The sequence below is a fragment of the Acinetobacter sp. FY731 genome (assembly GCF_059515905.1).
Genome location: NZ_JCAKNB010000014.1, coordinates 1 through 20,091, shown reverse-complemented (window position 1 = coordinate 20,091; position 20,091 = coordinate 1). Strand labels below are relative to the sequence as shown.

Here is a 20,091-nt window from a genome sequence, read left to right as displayed (position 1 = left end):
ACCTTTAACTCTGCTAAATTAGTTCATAAAAACAACTAAAACATTCTTATTCAAAGCTAGATTTACTAAAACTGATAAAATTTATTTTATTGAAAAGTAATTATAATTTTAAAAATAAACACTTTAATCACGTATTTAATACAAAAGCATTTATATTTTTTGTTAAAAATAAACCTAACACGTCGTGCTAAACAATTCGAGGAATAAAAATGTCAAAGAGAATTGCTGTTTTAGTCACCCACCAATATGCAGATGACGAATATGCTGAACCCGTAGAAGCATTTCGTGCTGCACGCCATCTCGTTACAAATATTAATACACACGCAGGTCATGTGATTCATGGTAGAAACTACAAACATAATACAACCATAGATAAAAGTATCGATGATGTATCTGCACATGATTTTGATGCATTACTGATTCCCGGTGGTCAGTCTCCAGCACATCTACGTTTAGATGAAAGATTTATTAATTTTGTTCGTCATTTTGCGAACTTATACAAACCTATTTTTTGTATTTGTCATGGTCCTCTGCTGCTGATTGATGCCAATGTTATTAAAGGGCGTAGACTTACAACGCATGAACAAATTTCATCTGAAGTGATTCATGCTGGTGCTGTATTTTTAGATCAAGCTGTCGTGAATGACAATAACCTATATATCAGTTCTCGCTCTCAAGCAGACTTAAATGCATTTATTAAAGAAAGTCTAAATGTCCTTCGACTTTAAATATAAAAAGAGCTACAGCTCTTTTTATTCTCTAGATACACCATTAATCTCTGGAAAATTCATGCGTAATCACCAATCTATTTAAAGTTAAAATTATTAATCTCTCCCAATAAACCCATCATCATTCGCTTATTTCATCTCGTTTTATGGCATATTGTCTTAGCTGTAATCTGTTGATGATGATTTAATGAATACCAAGCGCAATCTTTATAAAGACTTTGAACATCCTTTTGCACAATTTGTTCGTATTATTGGCAAAGGCAAAAATGGTGCTCGCTCGCTCACCTATGAAGAAGCTTATCAAGCTTTTTCAATGATTTTAAAAGATGAAGTTCTTGATGTTCAACTTGGTGCATTCTTAATGCTTCTTCGTGTAAAAGAAGAATCTGTCGATGAACTAACAGGTTTTGTTCAAGCCACTAAAGATCAACTTCAATTTAAACCACTCGAAGTAGATTTAGACTGGTCATCTTATGCTGGTAAACGCAAACATTATCCTTGGTTTTTACTTGCTGCATTAACACTTGCAAAACATGGCTACAAAGTCGTCATGCATGGTGCTTCTGGTCATACCATCAACCGTTTATACACTGAACAAGTTTTAGAATTTTTAAACTTCCCTATTTGCCAAAATCAAAAAGATATTGAACAACAACTTCAAGAAAAAAACTTTGCCTACTTACCGTTAGATGTTATTTCACCTATTTTAAGTGACTTAATTAATCTTAGAAATGTAATGGGGTTACGCTCCCCTATTCATACACTTGCACGTTTAATTAATCCATTTAATGCCAAAGCAACGATGCAAGCCATTTTCCATCCTGCATACAGAAGCTCTCATCAACGTGCTGCATTTCAATTAGGTTATAAAAATAGTGCTGTGATTAAAGGTGAAGGTGGCGAATTTGAACGTAATCCAGATGCCAAAACATTAATTTGTGGTATTAGAGATGGTGAAATGTATGAGCACGAATTACCCAAATTAACCGATAATCGCAGCCCAACCGAAGAAGAATTGAATTTAGATGTTTTTAAAGCGGTTTGGGAAGGTCAACAATCGCATGAATATGGTGAAACCGCTGTTATCGAAACAATCGGAATCGCTTTATATACAATGCGCGTTTGCTCAAGCTATGAAGAAGCAATGATTGAAGCAGAAAAACTTTGGTTAAACCGACTTGCAGAAAAATAAATCTGATAAATCAACCATCTAATATAGGCTAAACTTATTAAAAAATGACAAAAAAGCTTTAGCCTATATCGCATTCAATAATTGTTACTCAAATCTAGAGTTATTAAGTTGAGATTATATTTTTGTAAAATACCAAATATTTAGCGAAATAAGTCACAAAATATGTAATATTTTTGATAATTATTACAAATACACATAACTAAATGAAACCAATTACTTTATTCAGCCTAATTATTTTACTCAGCGGTTGTTCAGCAATGAGCGTTGAAGAATGCAAAATTGCTCAATGGGAAGATGTCGGATATAACGATGCTTCTCAAGGATACGATAAACTCAGGTTTGCAAGTTATACAAAAGCTTGTGCCAAAGGAAATATTACACCTAATCAAACACGCTACAATACAGGTTATAGCGCTGGGCTAAAACTATATTGTACGCCACAAAATATTTTCGATCTTGGTCTTAGTGGTAGCGCGAATTATATGATTTGCCCCACAAGTGAACTTGCGTATCTAAAACCCTATTACGATGTAAGTAACTCCTACTACGAAGCAAATCGTGAAAAAGAAGGACTGCAAAAAGAAATTGAACGCTATGAAAAGCTACTAGAAAATAAAGATCTTAAAGAGGATGTTAAAAAATCATATAAAAATAGCTTAAGTAACTTGGAGTTCAAACGTAGTCGTATCATGAGGAATTATTATGATGCTGAAGATACAGTAGAGCGCTTTAAAAGAGCTAAGAATTTAAACTCATGGTAATTTTCATTACCTTTTTACAAAATCAATAACTACTCAGATATCTATTCTTATTTTATTTGGACATTTCTTTCTGCTTCAGAATTAAATTAGACTACATAAAACAGTAAAAATTGATTATTTATTAAGTGCGAAACATAAAAAATCCATTAAAAGGCCCATTCAATGGAGAATGGGCTTTTTAATTAGTATTAAATAATTGAATTAAAAGGAATAAAAATTAGCATTTCGTATAACGTGTATTATGTTAATTATAACTATTCTTAATTCTTAATTCTTAATCTTTCTTTCCATAAGTCTTTCGGAATTTGAGGATAATCTTTATCTAATTCTTCTTCAGAAAGATCACTAATGCCTTTCATATAAAGACTTACCCAACTATCTTCTTCAGGAATATAAGCAAATTCAAAACCTATTTTTTCTTCTTCCGTTAATGAAATTTTAAAATGTGTCCATTTTTCTCTAAAAACATCGAATGCTCTCAACTTTGTTATTAAGGATATGATTTGATTTCCAATTTCAATTGGATAGTCATCAAATTCAAATGAATCTTTTTTATTATTTTGAGTTAACCATTCAAAACTACATGAATTAGTATCAGGATAAATATATCCTTCACAAAAAATAATTCTTGCTTCTGTTGCCATTATTGACCATAGAAGTTCGCCAATTTTTTGATAAATTTCCTGTTCGTTCATTTTGCTATATCTAAATAATTTATGAGTAATTTTATAGTAAAGAGCTTAGATTATTTAACATAATAGCGATTATACAAACCCTAATGTGTCCAAATGAGATAGGAATCGCTGTTCATTTATGTGTAATATTGAGTGTCGATTAAAGTAATAATATACACCTTTTAAAATACACAAATAATCAAAAGCCCAATTTAATATTGGGCTTTTGATTATTTAACAAACCATTATATTTACTAATTAAATAAAACGAACAGGTTGAAACTCTGGCTCTTCAACATGAGAGTCACAATGTTCATCTTCTTCTTTGGTACCACGGTCAATATAACCACTACGTTCTGCTTCAGGAAGGTTCTTTATTTCCCAAGCATAAACAGCTTGCATACACGTTTGGCGTTGTTCTTGCGTTAAAGCAATACCATTAGGCCATTTACCAATTTCAACTGCTGTTTTTAAACGACCTACAATTTCAGGATTGAGTGCCGCTAACATTTGTTCAATATTCATAATTAATCCTGTTTTTGCATAGATTCAAAATCTTGATTCCATCCTAATTTGGTACGACAAGCCATATAAAAATCGTAGCCCGGCGGATGAAGTAAATTAAGTTTATAAGGATGTTTACGAATATGCAAAGTATCACCTTCACCCAATGAAACACTTTGTTGCCCATCCGCACTCACCATCGGCATTACACGATTTTCACGTACAGCAACTTTAACCTCACTTTGTCCACCCACCACAATTGGTCGCGAAGATAAAGTATGCGGATGCATAGGAACCAGTGCTATTGCATCCATACTCGGATGCAAAATAGGTCCACCACCAGATAAAGCATAAGCCGTTGAGCCTGTTGGTGTAGATACAATTAAACCATCACTATGCTGACGATAAACATGCTGACCATCGATACTTAAATCGAAATCAATCATATGAACAGATTTACCATGTAATACAACATCATTGAGCGCAATGGCTTCGTAAATAATTTCGCCTTTTGAACGAACTTCCATTTCTAGAAGAAAACGACGATCTAACTGAAACTGACCTTTTAAAACTTGATCAAGCTTAAAAATCACTTCTGTTGGATTAATATCTGTTAAAAAACCTAAACGACCACGGTTTACACCAATTACAGGCGTATTGAACTTGACCAATGCACGTGCAGCATGAAGTAACGAACCGTCACCACCTACAACAATGACTAAATCAACCACTTCACCTAATAAAGCACGGCTTACAGTTTGCGTATTTTTATATGGGACGAGTTCAGCAGTTTCCGAGTCAAAAACTGGATGTAGACCAATATTAATTAAATGATCATGTATAAGACTAATAGTTTCAACAACTGAAGATTTATCTGGACGTCCAATTAAACCAATGTTACGAAAATTCTTATGTGAAATTTGCACCAGCGATATCGCTCCACTACGATTCGTTATCTATAATATCACTATCACAGAAAATTTTAAAAATTAGGACTAGAAATTTCTCTTAGTAATATATGAGTTTTTTAAAGATATAAACACATTAATCATTGCAAATTGATTAAAAGCTTCGCATGATTAGCATAATTTAATAATATTTTATTCTGATATATGAAGTCTGAACGTGGCATTGGCATATTTGCCCTTCTTTTTTGTATTGTAGTTATTGCCTTATTTGTAGCATTTAGTATCTATCTTATTCGTATGGATAATATTGTTCGTGAAAAATTTGAAGGCAATAGATGGGATATTCCAGCAAAAGTTTTTGCTCGCCCATTAGAAATCTATAGCAATGCACCTGTTAGCCAGTCAGATCTTCTTCAAGAATTAAATTTTTTGGGTTATAAAAATTCAGATAACTATACAAAAACAGGCAATTACACCAATTCAGGTAATTCTGTTTATGTACATACACGTGGCTTCGATTTTGGCGATAGCGTAGAGCCTGAGCAAATTTTAAAAGTTACATTTAATAATGACTCTATTTCTGAAGTCAGTGCGACTAAGCCATCTTCTACTGGTATTGCACGCTTAGAGCCAATGCTTATTGGTGGTATTTATCCTCAACATAATGAAGACCGTGTTCTTATTAAATTAGATAAAGTACCAAAACCACTTATTCAAGCCTTAATTGCAACGGAAGATCGTAACTTTTATAGTCATCATGGTATTTCTATTCGTGGTACAGCACGTGCGCTTGTAAGTAATGTAACAGGTGGTAAACGTCAAGGTGGTTCAACACTAACTCAGCAACTTGTAAAGAATTTTTACTTATCTCCTGAAAGAACATTAAAACGTAAAGTAAATGAAGCATTCATGGCTATGCTTATTGAATTGCACTACGATAAAAATGAAATTTTAGAAGCTTACTTAAATGAAGTGAACTTAGGTCAAAACGGTAACTACTCGATTAATGGTTATGGTTTAGCTGCTCAATTTTATTTTGGTTTACCTTTACGTGAACTCAATATTGCACAACAAGCTTATTTAGTGGGTTTAGTTCAAGGTCCAACATTATTCAATCCATGGAGAAATCCTGAAGGTGCACTTAAACGTCGCAATATTGTTTTACACAATATGTTGGTCATGGGGTATTTAACAGAACAGCAATTTGAAACTGAAAGTGCTCGCCCACTCAATGTTATTAATAAGCCAACTTTAGGACCTTCACGTTTCCCAGACTTTATGGATATTGTACGTCGCCAACTTCGTGCAGAATATCAAGAAAGTGATTTAACTAACCAAGGTCTACGTATTTTTACAACACTCGATCCTGTTGCACAAACCAATGTTCAAAATGCGTTTAAATCTTCCGTTGCACGTTTAGCAAATGGTAATCCTAAACGCTTAAAAGACTTGCAAGGTGCGGTCGTTATCACTCATCCTGAAAATGGAGAGCTTGTTGCAGCTGTTGGTTCAACGCAAGATTTTACAGGCTTTAACCGTGCATTAGATGCAAAACGCCAAGTTGGTTCATTACTCAAACCTATTATTTATTTAAATGCTTTAGAGTCTGGTCGTTATAACTGGGCAACGCCAATTGAAGATAGCTACATTAGTATTCCTTCAAATGGTAAAAACTGGACGCCTAAAAACTATAGTGGCGGTGAGCATGGCGTAGTACCTATGGTTCAAGCCCTTGCAAACTCATACAACTTATCTGCTGTTCGTTTAGGGCAAGAGTTTGGGGTAAGTAGTTTCCGCAACCAATTAATGAAGTTTGGCATCGATGCGAATAAAATTCCAAACTACCCTTCTACATTCTTAGGTGCTGTAGATTTATCTCCACTTGAAGTTTTAAACATTTACAATAATTTTGCTACTGGCGGCTTCCAATATCCTGTGAAGTCTATTCGTACTGTTGTAGATGCAAAAGGACGTGTGCTAGACCGTTATAGCCTAACCGTTCAACAAACTATAGACCCATCATCTGCATATATGCTCAATTATGGCTTACAACAAGTTATTGCATCAGGTACAGGACGTGCAGCAAATTCTGTTTTAGCACCAAGCTTAAAACTGGCAGGTAAATCAGGTACAACAAATGATACACGTGACTCTTGGTTTGCAGGCTATTCAGGCAACTATGCAACCGTTGTATGGCTTGGTCTAGATAATAATGCAACGACAGGATTAACAGGTTCAACAGGCGCGCTTCCTGTTTGGACAAACGTAATGAAACAATTACGCCAAAAACCTGTCAATTTACGCCAACCAGATAATATTCAATGGTTATGGTTAGATCGTTATTCAGGTTTCCTATCTGCACCAAACTGTAATGGTGCGATGAATATTCCTGTATTACGCAATAAAGCACCAACTCAAGTAACAGAGTGCGGTTTGCCATACTATGATCCAACAGCATCTTACAATCCTGATACACAAACAGATGATGAAAATACTGAAAGTTCTGACAGTATAGAAAACCTGATTCGTGAAAGTGATAGCACCGATGAAAATGGCGGACGTATTATTTCTAGCGGTGGCTTTGCAAACTAAAAGGTTATTCTATGTATAAACTGATAGCGACCACATGCATTATTCTTGGCTTAGTGGGGTGTCAAAGCCTCCCAAGCAAGCCAGAGTCTAAAAAAACCGATTCTTCTAAGCCTCAAGCTAAAGAGTTTAGAAATGAACATGGTGTAGTCATTAAAACCTACGAGCTTGATGAAATTAAGCGTGAAAAACTACAAGCACCACCAACATCTAGCGTGAAACAAAAGTTAGAAGATGGAGAGTCATTACCTGCCTATAAAAGCTTAATGACTCAAGCTAAAACCAGTTATAACGCAAGTCAGTTCGATAAAGCTGAACGTCTTGTTTTACAAGCTCAACGCCTTGCCCCCCAATCTGCTGACACATATTTGTATTTATCACTTATTTCATTGAAAAAGGACAATGCAAAAAATGCAGAGTCTTTAGCTAGACGTGGTTTAAGCTATGCACAAACCAATACCATGAAACGTCAGCTTTGGCTTACCATTCAAAATGCAGCTCAAAAGCAAAACAATATAAAAGCAGTTACAGAAGCAAAAAATGCATTGAAGTCACTTTAGACTTTAATGCATTTTTGGGGTCAAAAATAAATACCGACTAAAAACTTCGAATGCCTGCCACACCGTATGCATGATGTTTTTGTGCATCAGCTAATAGTTCAGGTGACACCCCTCCTAAAGCAAATATCACCATATTCACCTGTATTGCCATATCAGCGAACTTATCCCAACCTAGAGCTTCTGCATCAGGATGTGTTTCTGTGTTGAATACTGGGCTTAAAAACACAGCATCACAACCAATCTGCTCTGCATGCTTTAAAGCATCTAAACTATGACATGCGGCAATATATCTTTTTGTTAAATTTAAATCGCTTTGAGTCAGTTTCAATAATTGCTCTTGTTTTAAATGAATCGTTTGAATTGCATTCTGTTGTAAATCACCTAATTTATTCCAAATATCAAAATTCACAATAAGCTTAGATAATTTTTCAATACTGCATGCAGAGAAATTTTCATGTGAAAATTCAGAGGCGTCTATACGCCAATATAACAATCGATCATCTGGTAAATCGGTTAATACAGATAAATCATGGCTAATCTTAATTAGACGTTGCCAATATAAACGCTTCACAATTGCAGTATTTGCTTTAGGAAAATTTAAATCGAATAACTGATCTCTTGCGATCCATTTCCATGGTGCTTCTATTCTTTGACTGTCCTCAGTAGATATCTGAGTAATAAAAAAATGTAGTTGGACAATAACATCATCATATTCATGTCTAATTAGATCAAACTTTTGCCAGCTTGTTAAATTTAACCCGACCTCTTCACATATTTCACGACGACAAGCATCTATCGGCATTTCACCATTTTCCACCTTGCCACCAGGAAATTCGTGTTTATTTCCTTGATGTTGATTTTCTTCTCTCCACCCCACCAAAATTTGGTTTTTATGAACAAGTAAACCAATTGCAACATCTAACTGAGGCTTTGACATGAAACCATCCTTTTCTTTGTTTCAGAAACTCAGTGTATACGTTCTATCTGATTACACAAATTTTTAAAATAAATTATTGACAGGTCTATTCGATAATGATTATCATTTAAATCGTTCACCACACACCACGGAGTTAACAAAAATGAACGCACCTTTTAGCTTATTTACTCGTAACGAAACAGCTCACTCTTTACCAATGTTATATTCAAACAACTTATTTTCTTTAGGCCGTGAAATTAGAATTATGCATGCTGGCGAAGAATACCGTTTACGCTTAACACGTAATAATCGCCTAATTCTGACAAAATAATAAATACCCAAAATATAATAATAAGCGTGGGAACAAGCAGTATGAGTCAGCGCATACTGCTTTTTTATTGCTCACTAAAGCTTAAAACTAATCATAAAAATATTTAAAACTATTTTTCTTGAAACGATATGATGACCGATAATCCACCATATTGATTTTTGGAATACTCAATATGAGCAGAATGTAATTCAATAATTTTTTTACAAATTGAAATACCTAAACCAGACCCTACCGTTTTAGTACCTAAAGCACGATAAAACCGCTCTCCCATTCTTTGAATTGTTTCATCAGTCACAGTATTTCCCTGATCAATGATTTTTAATTTCACACAATTTCCAACAACTTCACTTGTTATTTCAACCTTTCCAGCTTGAGGAAGATAGCGAATTGCATTGTCTAAAATATTTCGGATGCAAATAAACATCAGTTGCTTATTAACATTAAGATTTAAAATCTCATCTATATTCACACCAACATCTATCGCTTTTTCATCAATAAACGGCTGTAAGGCATAAACTACCTCTTTAACTAGCGCACTTAAATCTACCTGTTCTCTAACTAAACTTCGCTGATTTTCAGGATCTAATCTTGCTAGTAACAGTAAATTTTCAAGTACGAGTGTTCCTCGATTTACGTCTTGTTGAATTTGCTTTAAATCTTGCTGTAAGGGAACTTGATCTGAATATTTACGTTGTAAAAGTTGTAGCCTCATTTGAATAGCTGAAAGTGGTGAACGTAACTCATGCGAAGCATCTGAAGTAAATCGTTGTTCTGCTTGCAAAGATGTATCCAAGCGCTGCAGCAATTTATTCAATTGCAAAATCATTGGCTGAAGCTCAATAAACTCAATAAACTCAATATTCTGAGTATGTATAGGTGCTAAATCATCTGCATTTTTTTCAGAAATTTGTCGTGCCAAAATATTAAAACTTTTAAATTGACGACGGATCATAATTCGAATAAATAGCCATTGAATTAACCATAAAATCAACAGGACACCAACATAGACAGCAAATGTATTCAGCAAATGTTCAAAACGATATTTCAAAGGTTGAATGACATACGTCGATAATCCATCATTCGTTTGAATATAAGTACGCCATAACTTTCCATCTTTCCAGATCACATTATATGCTTTATCTACAGGTTCAAAATTTTCAGTAACTGCATCATAATTTTCAGAATGTGATAGTACCTGTTGGTGATTTTTCAATACATATTGAATATCAAACTCTTCACTCAGCTCATCTAACTGTGAATTGGAAACACTAGAAATATCATCAATTAACAACATATCAGAAATTTCATCCATAATTTCATCTTGTACTTTCAAAGCTTGATAAGTACTAATTGCCATTAACAACACAAGCGCAATGAGCCCTGCAAATACAGAGCCGATCATTGAGCTTTTAACTAAGCGATGTTGTAATGAAACTGTCGATTTTGGATGTTCCGACATATTAGTTTTCCTGATTCATTCTGTAACCTAACCCACGAATCGTTTTGATATATTGACTACCAATTTTTTTGCGAATTTGATAAATAAATACTTCTATTGCATTACTTTCAATTTCCTCACCCCAAGCATAGAGTGATTCCTGAAGTTGTTCTTTAGTAATTGTATGCGTTGGATTTTGCATAAGTTTATATAAAATTTTAAACTCATTTGCTGTTAAGTCGACAAGCTCATCATTCAGTTTTAATTGTTTGGCAGCAATATCTAACTCTAAATTTGCAAAGTGAATTTTACTGGTATTTGTCACTTGCATTTGTCGAAGTTGTGAACGTAATCGTGCAGATAATTCTTCCAAACTAAATGGCTTAACCAAATAATCATTGGCACCTAAATCTAGGCCATCAACCCGATCTTGAATACTATCTTTTGCAGTTAGAAATATTACGGGAATATGCGACTGATTTTCTCTTATCTTTTTCAGAATCTCATCTCCCGTTGCTTTCGGTAAACCACGGTCTAATAAGATACAATCATATTGATGTTGTTCTATTGCTAAAATTGCATGATCACCGCGCTCTACCCAATCAACAGAATAACCATCCATTTCTAGCCACGTTTTTATGCTTTCTGCCTGAGAACAATCATCTTCTGCTAAAAGAATTCTCATGATGAACTTCCTTTCCATAGATTGATATCATGTTATTTTTACATAAAAAGACCACAAAAATATGTGGTCTTTTAGCATCATAAATTCATGTTTTCTATGCAAATTAAAATTTAACTGCATCTACATCAATTTCAACGCGTTTCATCGGCTTATAATCGATGTCTACTTCACCAATAATCACAACGGGTGTTTTTGCTGAAATTTCTTTACCCATCCAAAGTTCATCATCAATATCTACCGTCATTGAACCTGTACGATCACGGAATTCATATTTTTCATCGCCAACAGATTTAACAACATAGCCTTTTAATTGAACTTTAGCATCATCTTTCATTGTTAATGCTTGTTTTACAGTAACTACTTTATTCAGCGCTTGCTGATTTACAGCCGTTTCAGCCATTGCAGTTGTCGCTGAACCAAGTAATACAGTACATAAAAGTGTATTAATTAAAGTTTTCATTTTTTGCCTCTATCTCTGTTTGTCATTTCGATAAAGCTATTAAAACAAACAAAGATGAGGCGAATATTAAGACAGAAATAATTAATTTAAAGGTACTACTCTTAGCACTTCTTCTAAGGTGGTTAAACCTGCAACCACTTTTCTTGCCCCTGCAATACGTAAAGGCTCTACACCCTCTTTTTGTGCGAGAAGCTTTAATTCACCTAAAGGTGCATTTGCACTAATCTGCTGTTTCATATCTATACTTAAAGGTAGGAACTCATAAATCCCGACACGCCCTTTATAGCCAGTATTTCGACATGCTTCACAACCAACTGCTTTATAAACATGGTCAGGAGTTTGCACCGTATAATCAAATACTAAATGCTTCCATTCTTGCTCATTAATTACTGTTTTTTCTTTACAATGTGGACATAAGGTACGCACTAATCGTTGCGCAAGTACACCTAAAATAGTTGCTGAAGTTAAGAATGATTGAATACCCAAATCATGCAAACGAGTTAAGCTTGATGGCGCATCATTTGTATGTAACGTTGAAAGTACCAAATGCCCTGTAAGTGCAGCTTGAATTGCCATATTAGCAGTATCGTGATCTCGAATTTCCCCAACCATAATAATGTCTGGGTCTTGGCGCATTAAAGCACGCACGCCATCAGCAAAGCCTAAATCGATACCTGTATTCACCTGCATTTGGTTAAAGCTTGGTTCCAACATTTCAATTGGATCTTCAATAGTACAGACATTGACTTGTTCAGTCGCAAGTTGCTTCAATGTTGAATAAAGCGTGGTCGTTTTCCCCGAACCCGTTGGCCCTGTCACCAAAATAATACCGTGACTATGCGTGGTTAAAGCTTTCCAACTTTCTAATAAATGTCCTTCAAAACCCAACTGTTGAAAACTACGAACCAATACATCAGGGTCGAAAATACGCATCACCAACTTTTCACCAAATGCTGTAGGTAAAGTTGCTAAACGAAGTTCTGTTTCACGACCTTTTGGAGTTCGAGTTTTTAATCGACCATCTTGTGGTTTACGCTTTTCTGCAACATTCATACGCCCTAAAATTTTAATGCGAGAAATCACGGCCATAAGTGTATTTGCTGGCATGTTATAGACTGTATGCAGCACACCATCTATACGAAAACGGATTTTACCGTTGTCCTTACGTGGTTCCAAATGGATATCACTTGCACCTTGTTCAAAGGCAAATTGTAATACCCAATCTACCAATTTTACGATGTGCTGATCATTTGCATCTGGATTCTGTGTATCACCGAGTTGTAAAAGTGCTTCTACACCTTTGTTGTCACGTTCATAAGCAGAAGATTTTTGTGAACCTGAAACAGCTCGGCTCACTTGATAATATTCAATAATATAGCGTTGAAGCTGATCTGGACTAAGCAGAACTCGCTTAATTTTTCTTGGAGATAAACTACGCTCTAAATTGCTTAACCATTCTGTTTGGTAAGGCTGATCGGAAGCAATTAAAACTTCATTCGCATTTGTTTCCACAGCTAAAATACGGTTACGTAATGCAAACTCATGTGACATTACGCCTGTTAAAGCCGTTACATCTGCTTTTAACGGATCAATCACATATAAAGGGATTTGTGCTTTTTCAGCCAACCACTGACTTAGTCTATTTAAAGTCAGCATTGCTTGAGGATGAGCATGATCTTTTAAATTAAAATGTGCTATCCATTCTAAAGCATGCCATTTCAATTGATTTCGTTGACGATGTGTTGTTTGGACTAAGCTCCGATCACGCTCTGTAATCCGTCCATCTTTTAATAATTGTTCTAAACACCAAGTTGTATCAATTTCAAAGTTATATGTCATTACGCTTTCCCCAAAACTGATCTCACTATACCAAATTATTGAATGTTCTAAATCTACTTTCCTCTGCTTTTCATTCAATCTGCAACACATAAATTTCTTGATTGATCACCTGAAATGAAACATCAAATTCTGCAAATTTCATTTTATAAATACGTTCAGCATCATCTTGATAAGCAGGTCGAGGATCCAAACTGAGTACTTGATTTAATTCATCTATCAACTGATTCGATAATCTGTGTTCTTTTAATAATTTGTCACATTCATTTTGAACACTTTGCGACCAAACAACTTTCTTTCGTGAAGGTTCATCTTGCGCATAACCACTTTTTGCATCAAGAACGGCATCCGAATATTGAATATAAGGCTTAATATCTAAAATTGGTGTGTCATTTAATAAATCACTACCCATCACATATAAACGTACAGATCTACCCACTTTTTCTACTTTTCTAAATTGAACAACCGATAAACCCATAGGCGAAGGTCGGTACATACTCCGCGTTGCAAACACCCCTATTTTCTTATTTCCACCTAACCTTGGCGGGCGCACTTGTGCTTTAAACTTCGGATTTTCCTGCTGATTTTTATTATCGTGAAATTGCCAAATTAACCAAAGATGACTAAATTCATCAATACCCTCAAATGCTAAAAGATCATTATAAGGCGCTACCATTTCTATATAAGATTCGACTTGTACCAAATTCGGTTGACGTGGAATACCAAACTTTTCTGTGTAAGGCGACTTCATATAACCAATTATTGGCATTTTTAGATCAGTCATAATCACTTTTTCTGATAAGCTCAATTAAATATATTCAGTTTATCGAGAATGATTTTAGATTAGAATAGCAAGCTGTTCTAATTTGATAATTATTGAGACCTTTAATGGCTGCTTTCAACGTCGAAAAGATTACTCACGTTCACCACTGGAATGACACGTTATTTAGTTTTAAAACTACTCGTGATGTCGCATTACGTTTTAAAAACGGTCAATTTGTGATGATTGGTCTTGAAGTAAATGGAAAGCCTTTAATGCGTGCTTATTCTATTGCAAGTGCAAACTACGAAGAAGAATTAGAGTTCTTCTCTATTAAAGTTCCAGATGGTCCTTTAACTTCTATTTTACAAAAAGTAAAAGTGGGCGATGAAATCTTAGTTTCTAAAAAACCAACAGGTACTTTAGTTCTTGACGATTTAAACCCAGGTAAAAACTTATACCTTCTTTCTTCAGGTACAGGTCTTGCACCATTCCTTTCAACTATTCGTGACCCAGAAACTTACGAACGTTTTGAAAAAATTATCGTGGTTCACGGCACACGTTACGTTTCAGAGTTGGCTTACCAAGACTTAATCGAAAACGAAATCCCTAATCATGAATTCTTTGGTGAATTAGGCGCTAAAGAAAAATTAGTGTACTACCCAACTGTTACTCGTGAAGATTTCCACACTCAAGGTCGTGTAACAACTGCCATTGAAAGCGGTGATTTATTCGAGAAAATTGGTTTACCACGTTTTAACCCTGAAACTGACCGTGCAATGCTTTGCGGTAGCCCTGCATTCCTTGACGATGTTGCTGCGCTTCTTGATCAACATGGTCTTAAAGAATCACCGAAAATGGGTGTGTTAGGCGATTACGTGATTGAACGTGCTTTCGTTGAAAAATAAGATTCTTTAGAATCAAAAAAACCGAAGCTCAAGCTTCGGTTTTTTATTTCAGATCATATTCAATATTAATGAGCATCTAACACTTTATTTTGTTGACGTTCAAATCTTGCATTTTTAATTACTTGATACCCTGCTGTTACACCCAATCCTGCCATAATCATCGCGACAATTAAATCGGGTAACATACTACCTGTACCAAACACACCAACAGCCGCCAAAATTACCGCTACGTTTCCAATCGCATCATTACGGCTACACAACCAAACCGATTGCATATTAGAATCACCCTCTCTAAATGCATAAAGTACTGCCGCAGAAATTACGTTCGCAATTAAAGCAAGAATACCAATTGCACCCATAGTAATTGCTTCGGGTGGAATTCCTTGAATATAGGCGTAAATCACTTTAGCAATAACCACAAAACCAAAGGTCGCCATGACAATTCCTTTTGCTAAAGCCACTGTTGCACGCCAATATAAACTTGCACCAAGCACAGCAAGTGAAACGCCATAATTCACCGCATCACCAAAAAAGTCTAATGAATCTGCCCAAAGTGCTGATGAATGTGCATACGCCCCTCCTGCCAACTCCACAAAAAACATAGCCAAATTAAGAACCAAAGCAATCCATAATGCAGTACGAAATTTGCTATTTGGCTTTTGTGGTGCAGGTGCACTGCTACAAGAACATGCCATTTACATAACCTCAATAACTAAGTCATTCAATTTGTATTATGCTTATTGAAAACTATGGAGTAACTCTAAGGTCAAGTATGAATCTTCAAAAAAACTATCGAATAAAAGATGTGGCTGAAAAAACAGGATTCAGTACCGATACGATTCGTTTTTATGAAAAGAAAGATTTAATTCATCCAAGTTTTCGTGGCGCAAACAATTATCGTTACTACGATGAAAAAACACTCAATAAATTAATCTTTATTAAGCGCTGTCGTGCTTTAGAAATTTCATTAAATGAAATTACAAAACTCTTAGAACTAGAACAAAAACCAACTCAAAGCTGTAGTGCTGTCAATCAACTAATTGACGACCACATACTACAAGTCACTGATAAAATAAATGAATTAAAAAAATTCCAAACTCAACTTATTGAATTACGCTCAAGCTGTAATACAGATTCTAGAATTGATGATTGCCAAATTTTAAAGCAACTTGAGGCAAATTCTCCTTAAAAGCCGACCAATTTACTTGGTTGAAACTTTTTTTTAAATTCTTACAATAAAGACATATTTTTTATATGCCTTTTAACATGACGCTTTCCCACGTAACTGAATTACTTTCTCCTGCTGGTTCTCTTAAAAATATGCGTTATGCATTTGCCTATGGAGCAGATGCTGTTTATGCGGGACAACCTCGTTACAGTTTACGTGTTAGAAACAATGCTTTTGACCATGATAATTTAGCCATTGGTATTTCTGAAGCACATGAGCTCGGTAAAAAATTCTATGTTGTTGTGAATATTCAACCACATAACTCAAAACTCAAAAACTTCATTCGTGATTTAGAACCTGTTGTTGCAATGCAACCCGATGCACTCATTATGTCTGATCCAGGCTTAATTATGATGGTGCGTGAAAACTTCCCAGATGTAGATATTCACCTTTCTGTACAAGCCAATGCTGTAAATTGGGCTACAGTAAAATTTTGGAAAAATATGGGTTTAACACGTGTAATTTTGTCACGTGAATTATCTATCGAAGAAATTGAAGAAATTAAAAATAATGTGCCTGATATGGAAATTGAGGTTTTCGTACATGGTGCTTTATGTATGGCATATTCAGGTCGTTGCCTGCTTTCAGGCTACATGAATAAGCGTGATGCAAACCAAGGTGCATGTACCAATGCCTGCCGTTGGGAATATCAAATTCACGATGCTAAAGAAGATGAAACTGGCGATGTAATTCCAGTAAAACAATTAGATGAAAATTCAGGTTGTAGCTGTTCAGGTTCACAAGCGGATGCAGATGAACAACACATGCAGGAACAAAACCAATTTAATGAACCTGTACTTTTACAACGTAATGAAGAAGAAATGTTTGCTGCAGAAGAAGATGAACATGGCACTTACTTCATGAACTCAAAAGATTTACGTGCAGTACAACATGTAGACCGCTTAACAAAAATGGGCATTCACTCATTAAAAATTGAAGGTCGTACTAAATCGTACTTCTATTGTGCACGTACTGCACAAATTTATCGCAAAGCAATTGATGATGCTCTACAAGGCAAAGACTTTGACCCAGCATTAATGACACAACTTGAAGGCTTAGCAAACCGTGGCTATACCGAAGGTTTCCTACGTCGCCATGTACATAGTGAATATCAAAATTACGAAACAGGCTCATCTGTTTTTGATCATCAAATTTTCTGTGGTGAAGTTTTAGAACGTAACGGTAATTACATTAAAATTGATGTGAAAAATCGTTTTGTTGTTGGAGATTCATTAGAACTGATGACAACTTCAGGCAATATCACATTTACTTTAACTGAAATTTTAGACAAGAAAGGCAATTCAATTGAAGATGCAAAAGGTTCAGGTCACATCGTAGATATTCCTGTCCCTGCCGATGTTGATATGAATTTTGCTCTACTTATTCGTAACTTACCAAATTCTACTGCTGATATTTCAGCGTCGTCTTTGGCTTATCAAGCGGTTTAGGATTTTAAAATGGCTTTGCTCATTACTGACAAGTGCATCAACTGTGACATGTGTTTACCAGAATGTCCAAATGACGCAATTTATGAAGGTTCAAAGGTCTATGAAATCGATGTAGATCGTTGTACTGAATGTGTTGGCTTTTATGATCATCAAACTTGTGTTTCAGTATGTCCTATTGAGTGCATTATTCCTCATCCTGAGCATATTGAAACCCAAGAGCAACTCGAAACAAAGTTTAAAGCACTCAATTTATTTAGTATGCAATAAAAATAATCCATGGCATACATATTGCATTTAGAGAATATAACCAGGGGAAAAAGAAAAAAACTAGAATAAGAAAAGTATATTAAGGGACAAGTTCAAGGTGTATGGGGAACACCTTGAACTTTTAACTTAAAATAAAAAAAGGGAACTTTGGTGTTAGCATCCAAAGTTCCCAAAAAAGAAAAAATATGTTTTACAGTTTAGAGCTGAAAGTGTTTGGGGACACTTTCAGCTCTTTTAATTTCGCTTAGTTTCCGCTACGAATAATATAATCAAAAGCAGATAGAGAAGCTTTAGCACCTTCACCTGTCGCAATGATAATTTGCTTGTAAGGAACAGTTGTACAGTCACCTGCGGCAAATACACCTTTTACATTGGTTTCGTTACGGTCGTTAATTATAATCTCACCACGGTTTGAAAGCTCAACAGCAGTTTCTTTTAAGAAGTCTGTGTTTGGTAACAAACCAATTTGTACAAAGATACCAGCAAGCTCAACCGTTTTAATTTCATCTGTTGCACGGTCTTTGTATTTAAGTGCAGTTACTTGTGAACCATCACCCACCACTTCTGTAGATAACGCATTTTTGATGACTGTTGTGTTTGGCAAGCTGTTCAATTTATCTTGAAGCACTTGGTCAGCACGTAATTTAGTATCAAACTCAACCAATGTTACGTGTTCAACAATACCCGCAAGGTCAATCGCTGCTTCTACACCTGAGTTACCACCACCAATCACAGCAACACGTTTGCCTTTGAATAATGGACCGTCACAGTGTGGGCAGTAAGCAACACCACGAGTACGGTATTCTTGCTCACCAGGAACATTCATTTCTCTCCAACGTGCACCTGTTGAAAGAATCACTGTTTTAGATTCTAGTTTTGCACCATTCTCTAAAGTGACTTCAACTAAGCCATTTGCTGTTTGATCTGCACCTTTAATGTCAGATACACGTTGTAAGTTCATGATGTCTACACCATATTCACGAACGTGTGCTTCCATTTCAGCAGCAAATTTAGGACCTTGAGTTTTTTGTACTGATGTAAAGTTTTCAATATCCATAGTATCCATCACCTGACCGCCCATGCGTTCAGCGACGATACCTGTACGAATACCTTTACGTGCAGCATAAATTGCAGAAGTGTTACCTGCAGGACCACCACCAATTACCAATACATCAAATGCTTCTTTTGCATTTAACTTCTCAGCATCTTTTACAGCAGAATTTGTATCTAACTTTGCAATAATTTCTTCCAAAGTCATACGACCTTGACCAATGTGCTCACCATTTTGGAATAGCATTGGAACTGCCATAATTTTGCGTTCTTCAACTTCGTCTTGGAAGAATGCACCATCAATCATAGTTGCAGTTGTACCTGGATTGTTAATTGCAATTAAGTTAAGCGCTTGAACAACGTCAGGACAGTTATGGCAGCTTAAAGATACAAATACATCGAAGTCAGCAGTTAGGTTTAAACCTTTAATTTGAGCAAGAACTTCATCAGAAACTTTAGGTGCATAACCTGATACTTGTAACAATGCAAGAATCAAAGAAGTGAACTCATGTCCCATTGGTAAACCAGCAAAGTTTACGCGAGGTTGCTCACCTACTTTAGCAATACCAAAGCTTGGCGCACGAGAATTAGTACCGTCAAAACGAGCAGTGACTAAATTAGAAAGTGCAGCAATTTCAGTCACAAGTTCTTTAATTTTGTCTGATTTATCAGAACCATTTAAAGTCGCAACAATTTCAATTGGGCTTTCAAGGCGTTCAAGAAGTGTCTTTAATTGAGCTGAAGTATTTTGGTCTAACATTGCTAACGTCTCCAAAGGAGTAAATATTTATTTGATGAAAGAATCATAGAACAAACAATAAAATAGAGGAAACAGTTTGTTTTTATAT

General features: G+C 35.3%; 21 protein-coding genes. 10 read left to right on the top strand and 11 right to left on the bottom strand.

Going from position 1 to position 20,091, the window contains the following annotated elements; translation table 11 throughout:
- Nucleotides 1-209 precede the first annotated feature (209 nt).
- From AC5YC8_RS12875 to AC5YC8_RS12865, 3 genes are all read left to right on the top strand, one after another.
- A complete protein-coding gene (locus AC5YC8_RS12875; RefSeq protein ID WP_496164792.1) occupies nucleotides 210-728 on the top strand; it encodes a type 1 glutamine amidotransferase domain-containing protein in 519 nt (172 codons plus the stop codon).
- A gap of 187 nt (nucleotides 729-915) precedes the next feature.
- Nucleotides 916-1,920: a glycosyl transferase family protein gene (locus AC5YC8_RS12870; RefSeq protein ID WP_496164791.1), complete on the top strand. Its 1,005-nt coding sequence runs from the start codon at nucleotides 916-918 to the stop codon at nucleotides 1,918-1,920.
- Between the two features lie 203 nt (nucleotides 1,921-2,123).
- Nucleotides 2,124-2,681: a DUF2799 domain-containing protein gene (locus AC5YC8_RS12865; protein WP_496164790.1), complete on the top strand. Its 558-nt coding sequence runs from the start codon at nucleotides 2,124-2,126 to the stop codon at nucleotides 2,679-2,681.
- A gap of 260 nt (nucleotides 2,682-2,941) precedes the next feature.
- Here the strand turns inward: AC5YC8_RS12865 and AC5YC8_RS12860 are convergent, their stop codons facing one another.
- The 3 genes from AC5YC8_RS12860 to AC5YC8_RS12850 all read right to left on the bottom strand — a co-directional run bounded on the left by AC5YC8_RS12860 (nucleotide 2,942) and on the right by AC5YC8_RS12850 (nucleotide 4,785).
- A complete protein-coding gene (locus tag AC5YC8_RS12860; RefSeq protein WP_496164789.1) occupies nucleotides 2,942-3,376 on the bottom strand; it encodes a hypothetical protein in 435 nt (144 codons plus the stop codon).
- A gap of 237 nt (nucleotides 3,377-3,613) precedes the next feature.
- Entirely contained in the window at nucleotides 3,614-3,880 is a 267-nt protein-coding gene (locus AC5YC8_RS12855; RefSeq protein ID WP_496116812.1) for a YeaC family protein, read from the bottom strand.
- A gap of 2 nt (nucleotides 3,881-3,882) precedes the next feature.
- Nucleotides 3,883-4,785 carry an NAD(+) kinase gene (locus AC5YC8_RS12850; RefSeq protein WP_496116811.1) on the bottom strand — a complete coding sequence of 301 codons (903 nt, stop codon included), beginning with the start codon at nucleotides 4,783-4,785 and terminating at the stop codon, nucleotides 3,883-3,885.
- Between the two features lie 186 nt (nucleotides 4,786-4,971).
- Here AC5YC8_RS12850 and mrcB point away from each other — a divergent pair, with 186 nt between their 5' ends.
- On the top strand, nucleotides 4,972-7,359 hold the full coding sequence (gene mrcB, locus AC5YC8_RS12845; RefSeq protein ID WP_496164788.1) for a penicillin-binding protein 1B: 2,388 nt from the start codon (nucleotides 4,972-4,974) through the stop codon (nucleotides 7,357-7,359).
- 11 nt (nucleotides 7,360-7,370) lie between these two features.
- Complete coding sequence (locus AC5YC8_RS12840; protein WP_496164787.1) at nucleotides 7,371-7,916, top strand: tetratricopeptide repeat protein; 546 nt, start codon at nucleotides 7,371-7,373, stop codon at nucleotides 7,914-7,916.
- Between the two features lie 37 nt (nucleotides 7,917-7,953).
- On the opposite strand, the gene AC5YC8_RS12835 is transcribed toward AC5YC8_RS12840, so the two are convergent.
- The gene (locus AC5YC8_RS12835) at nucleotides 7,954-8,853 is read right to left on the bottom strand and encodes an NUDIX domain-containing protein (RefSeq protein ID WP_496164786.1); all 900 of its coding nucleotides are present in this window, start codon (nucleotides 8,851-8,853) and stop codon (nucleotides 7,954-7,956) included.
- Nucleotides 8,854-8,995: 142 nt separating this feature from the next.
- Here AC5YC8_RS12835 and hemP point away from each other — a divergent pair, with 142 nt between their 5' ends.
- A complete protein-coding gene (gene hemP, locus AC5YC8_RS12830; protein ID WP_496116807.1) occupies nucleotides 8,996-9,163 on the top strand; it encodes a hemin uptake protein HemP in 168 nt (55 codons plus the stop codon).
- Nucleotides 9,164-9,272: 109 nt separating this feature from the next.
- Here hemP and AC5YC8_RS12825 read toward each other — a convergent pair whose 3' ends face one another.
- The 5 genes from AC5YC8_RS12825 to tsaA form a co-directional block, all read right to left on the bottom strand.
- Nucleotides 9,273-10,622, bottom strand: a complete 1,350-nt coding sequence (locus tag AC5YC8_RS12825) for an ATP-binding protein (RefSeq protein WP_496164785.1) — start codon at nucleotides 10,620-10,622, stop codon at nucleotides 9,273-9,275.
- A gap of 1 nt (nucleotide 10,623) precedes the next feature.
- Nucleotides 10,624-11,286, bottom strand: coding sequence for a response regulator transcription factor (locus AC5YC8_RS12820; RefSeq protein ID WP_496164784.1), 663 nt, complete (start codon nucleotides 11,284-11,286; stop codon nucleotides 10,624-10,626).
- 103 nt (nucleotides 11,287-11,389) lie between these two features.
- The gene (locus AC5YC8_RS12815; RefSeq protein ID WP_496164783.1) at nucleotides 11,390-11,746 is read right to left on the bottom strand and encodes a NirD/YgiW/YdeI family stress tolerance protein; all 357 of its coding nucleotides are present in this window, start codon (nucleotides 11,744-11,746) and stop codon (nucleotides 11,390-11,392) included.
- A gap of 81 nt (nucleotides 11,747-11,827) precedes the next feature.
- Entirely contained in the window at nucleotides 11,828-13,585 is a 1,758-nt protein-coding gene (gene tfpB / locus AC5YC8_RS12810) for a type IV pilus assembly ATPase TfpB (RefSeq protein WP_496164782.1), read from the bottom strand.
- Nucleotides 13,586-13,655: 70 nt separating this feature from the next.
- A complete protein-coding gene (gene tsaA / locus AC5YC8_RS12805; RefSeq protein ID WP_496164781.1) occupies nucleotides 13,656-14,366 on the bottom strand; it encodes a tRNA (N6-threonylcarbamoyladenosine(37)-N6)-methyltransferase TrmO in 711 nt (236 codons plus the stop codon).
- A 104-nt stretch (nucleotides 14,367-14,470) separates the two neighbouring features.
- On the opposite strand from tsaA, the gene AC5YC8_RS12800 reads away from it, so the two are divergent.
- Nucleotides 14,471-15,250, top strand: a complete 780-nt coding sequence (locus AC5YC8_RS12800; protein WP_496116801.1) for a ferredoxin--NADP reductase — start codon at nucleotides 14,471-14,473, stop codon at nucleotides 15,248-15,250.
- A 65-nt stretch (nucleotides 15,251-15,315) separates the two neighbouring features.
- On the opposite strand, the gene AC5YC8_RS12795 is transcribed toward AC5YC8_RS12800, so the two are convergent.
- Nucleotides 15,316-15,945 carry a cation efflux transmembrane domain-containing protein gene (locus AC5YC8_RS12795; RefSeq protein ID WP_496116800.1) on the bottom strand — a complete coding sequence of 210 codons (630 nt, stop codon included), beginning with the start codon at nucleotides 15,943-15,945 and terminating at the stop codon, nucleotides 15,316-15,318.
- A 77-nt stretch (nucleotides 15,946-16,022) separates the two neighbouring features.
- Here AC5YC8_RS12795 and AC5YC8_RS12790 point away from each other — a divergent pair, with 77 nt between their 5' ends.
- From AC5YC8_RS12790 to AC5YC8_RS12780, 3 genes are all read left to right on the top strand, one after another.
- The gene (locus AC5YC8_RS12790; protein WP_496164780.1) at nucleotides 16,023-16,439 is read left to right on the top strand and encodes a Cd(II)/Pb(II)-responsive transcriptional regulator; all 417 of its coding nucleotides are present in this window, start codon (nucleotides 16,023-16,025) and stop codon (nucleotides 16,437-16,439) included.
- Between the two features lie 77 nt (nucleotides 16,440-16,516).
- Nucleotides 16,517-17,926 carry a prephenate-dependent tRNA uridine(34) hydroxylase TrhP gene (gene trhP, locus AC5YC8_RS12785; RefSeq protein ID WP_496164779.1) on the top strand — a complete coding sequence of 470 codons (1,410 nt, stop codon included), beginning with the start codon at nucleotides 16,517-16,519 and terminating at the stop codon, nucleotides 17,924-17,926.
- Between the two features lie 9 nt (nucleotides 17,927-17,935).
- Nucleotides 17,936-18,193, top strand: coding sequence for a YfhL family 4Fe-4S dicluster ferredoxin (locus tag AC5YC8_RS12780; RefSeq protein ID WP_496116797.1), 258 nt, complete (start codon nucleotides 17,936-17,938; stop codon nucleotides 18,191-18,193).
- Nucleotides 18,194-18,437: 244 nt separating this feature from the next.
- On the opposite strand, the gene ahpF is transcribed toward AC5YC8_RS12780, so the two are convergent.
- Nucleotides 18,438-20,003, bottom strand: coding sequence for an alkyl hydroperoxide reductase subunit F (gene ahpF, locus AC5YC8_RS12775; protein ID WP_496164778.1), 1,566 nt, complete (start codon nucleotides 20,001-20,003; stop codon nucleotides 18,438-18,440).
- Nucleotides 20,004-20,091 lie beyond the last annotated feature (88 nt).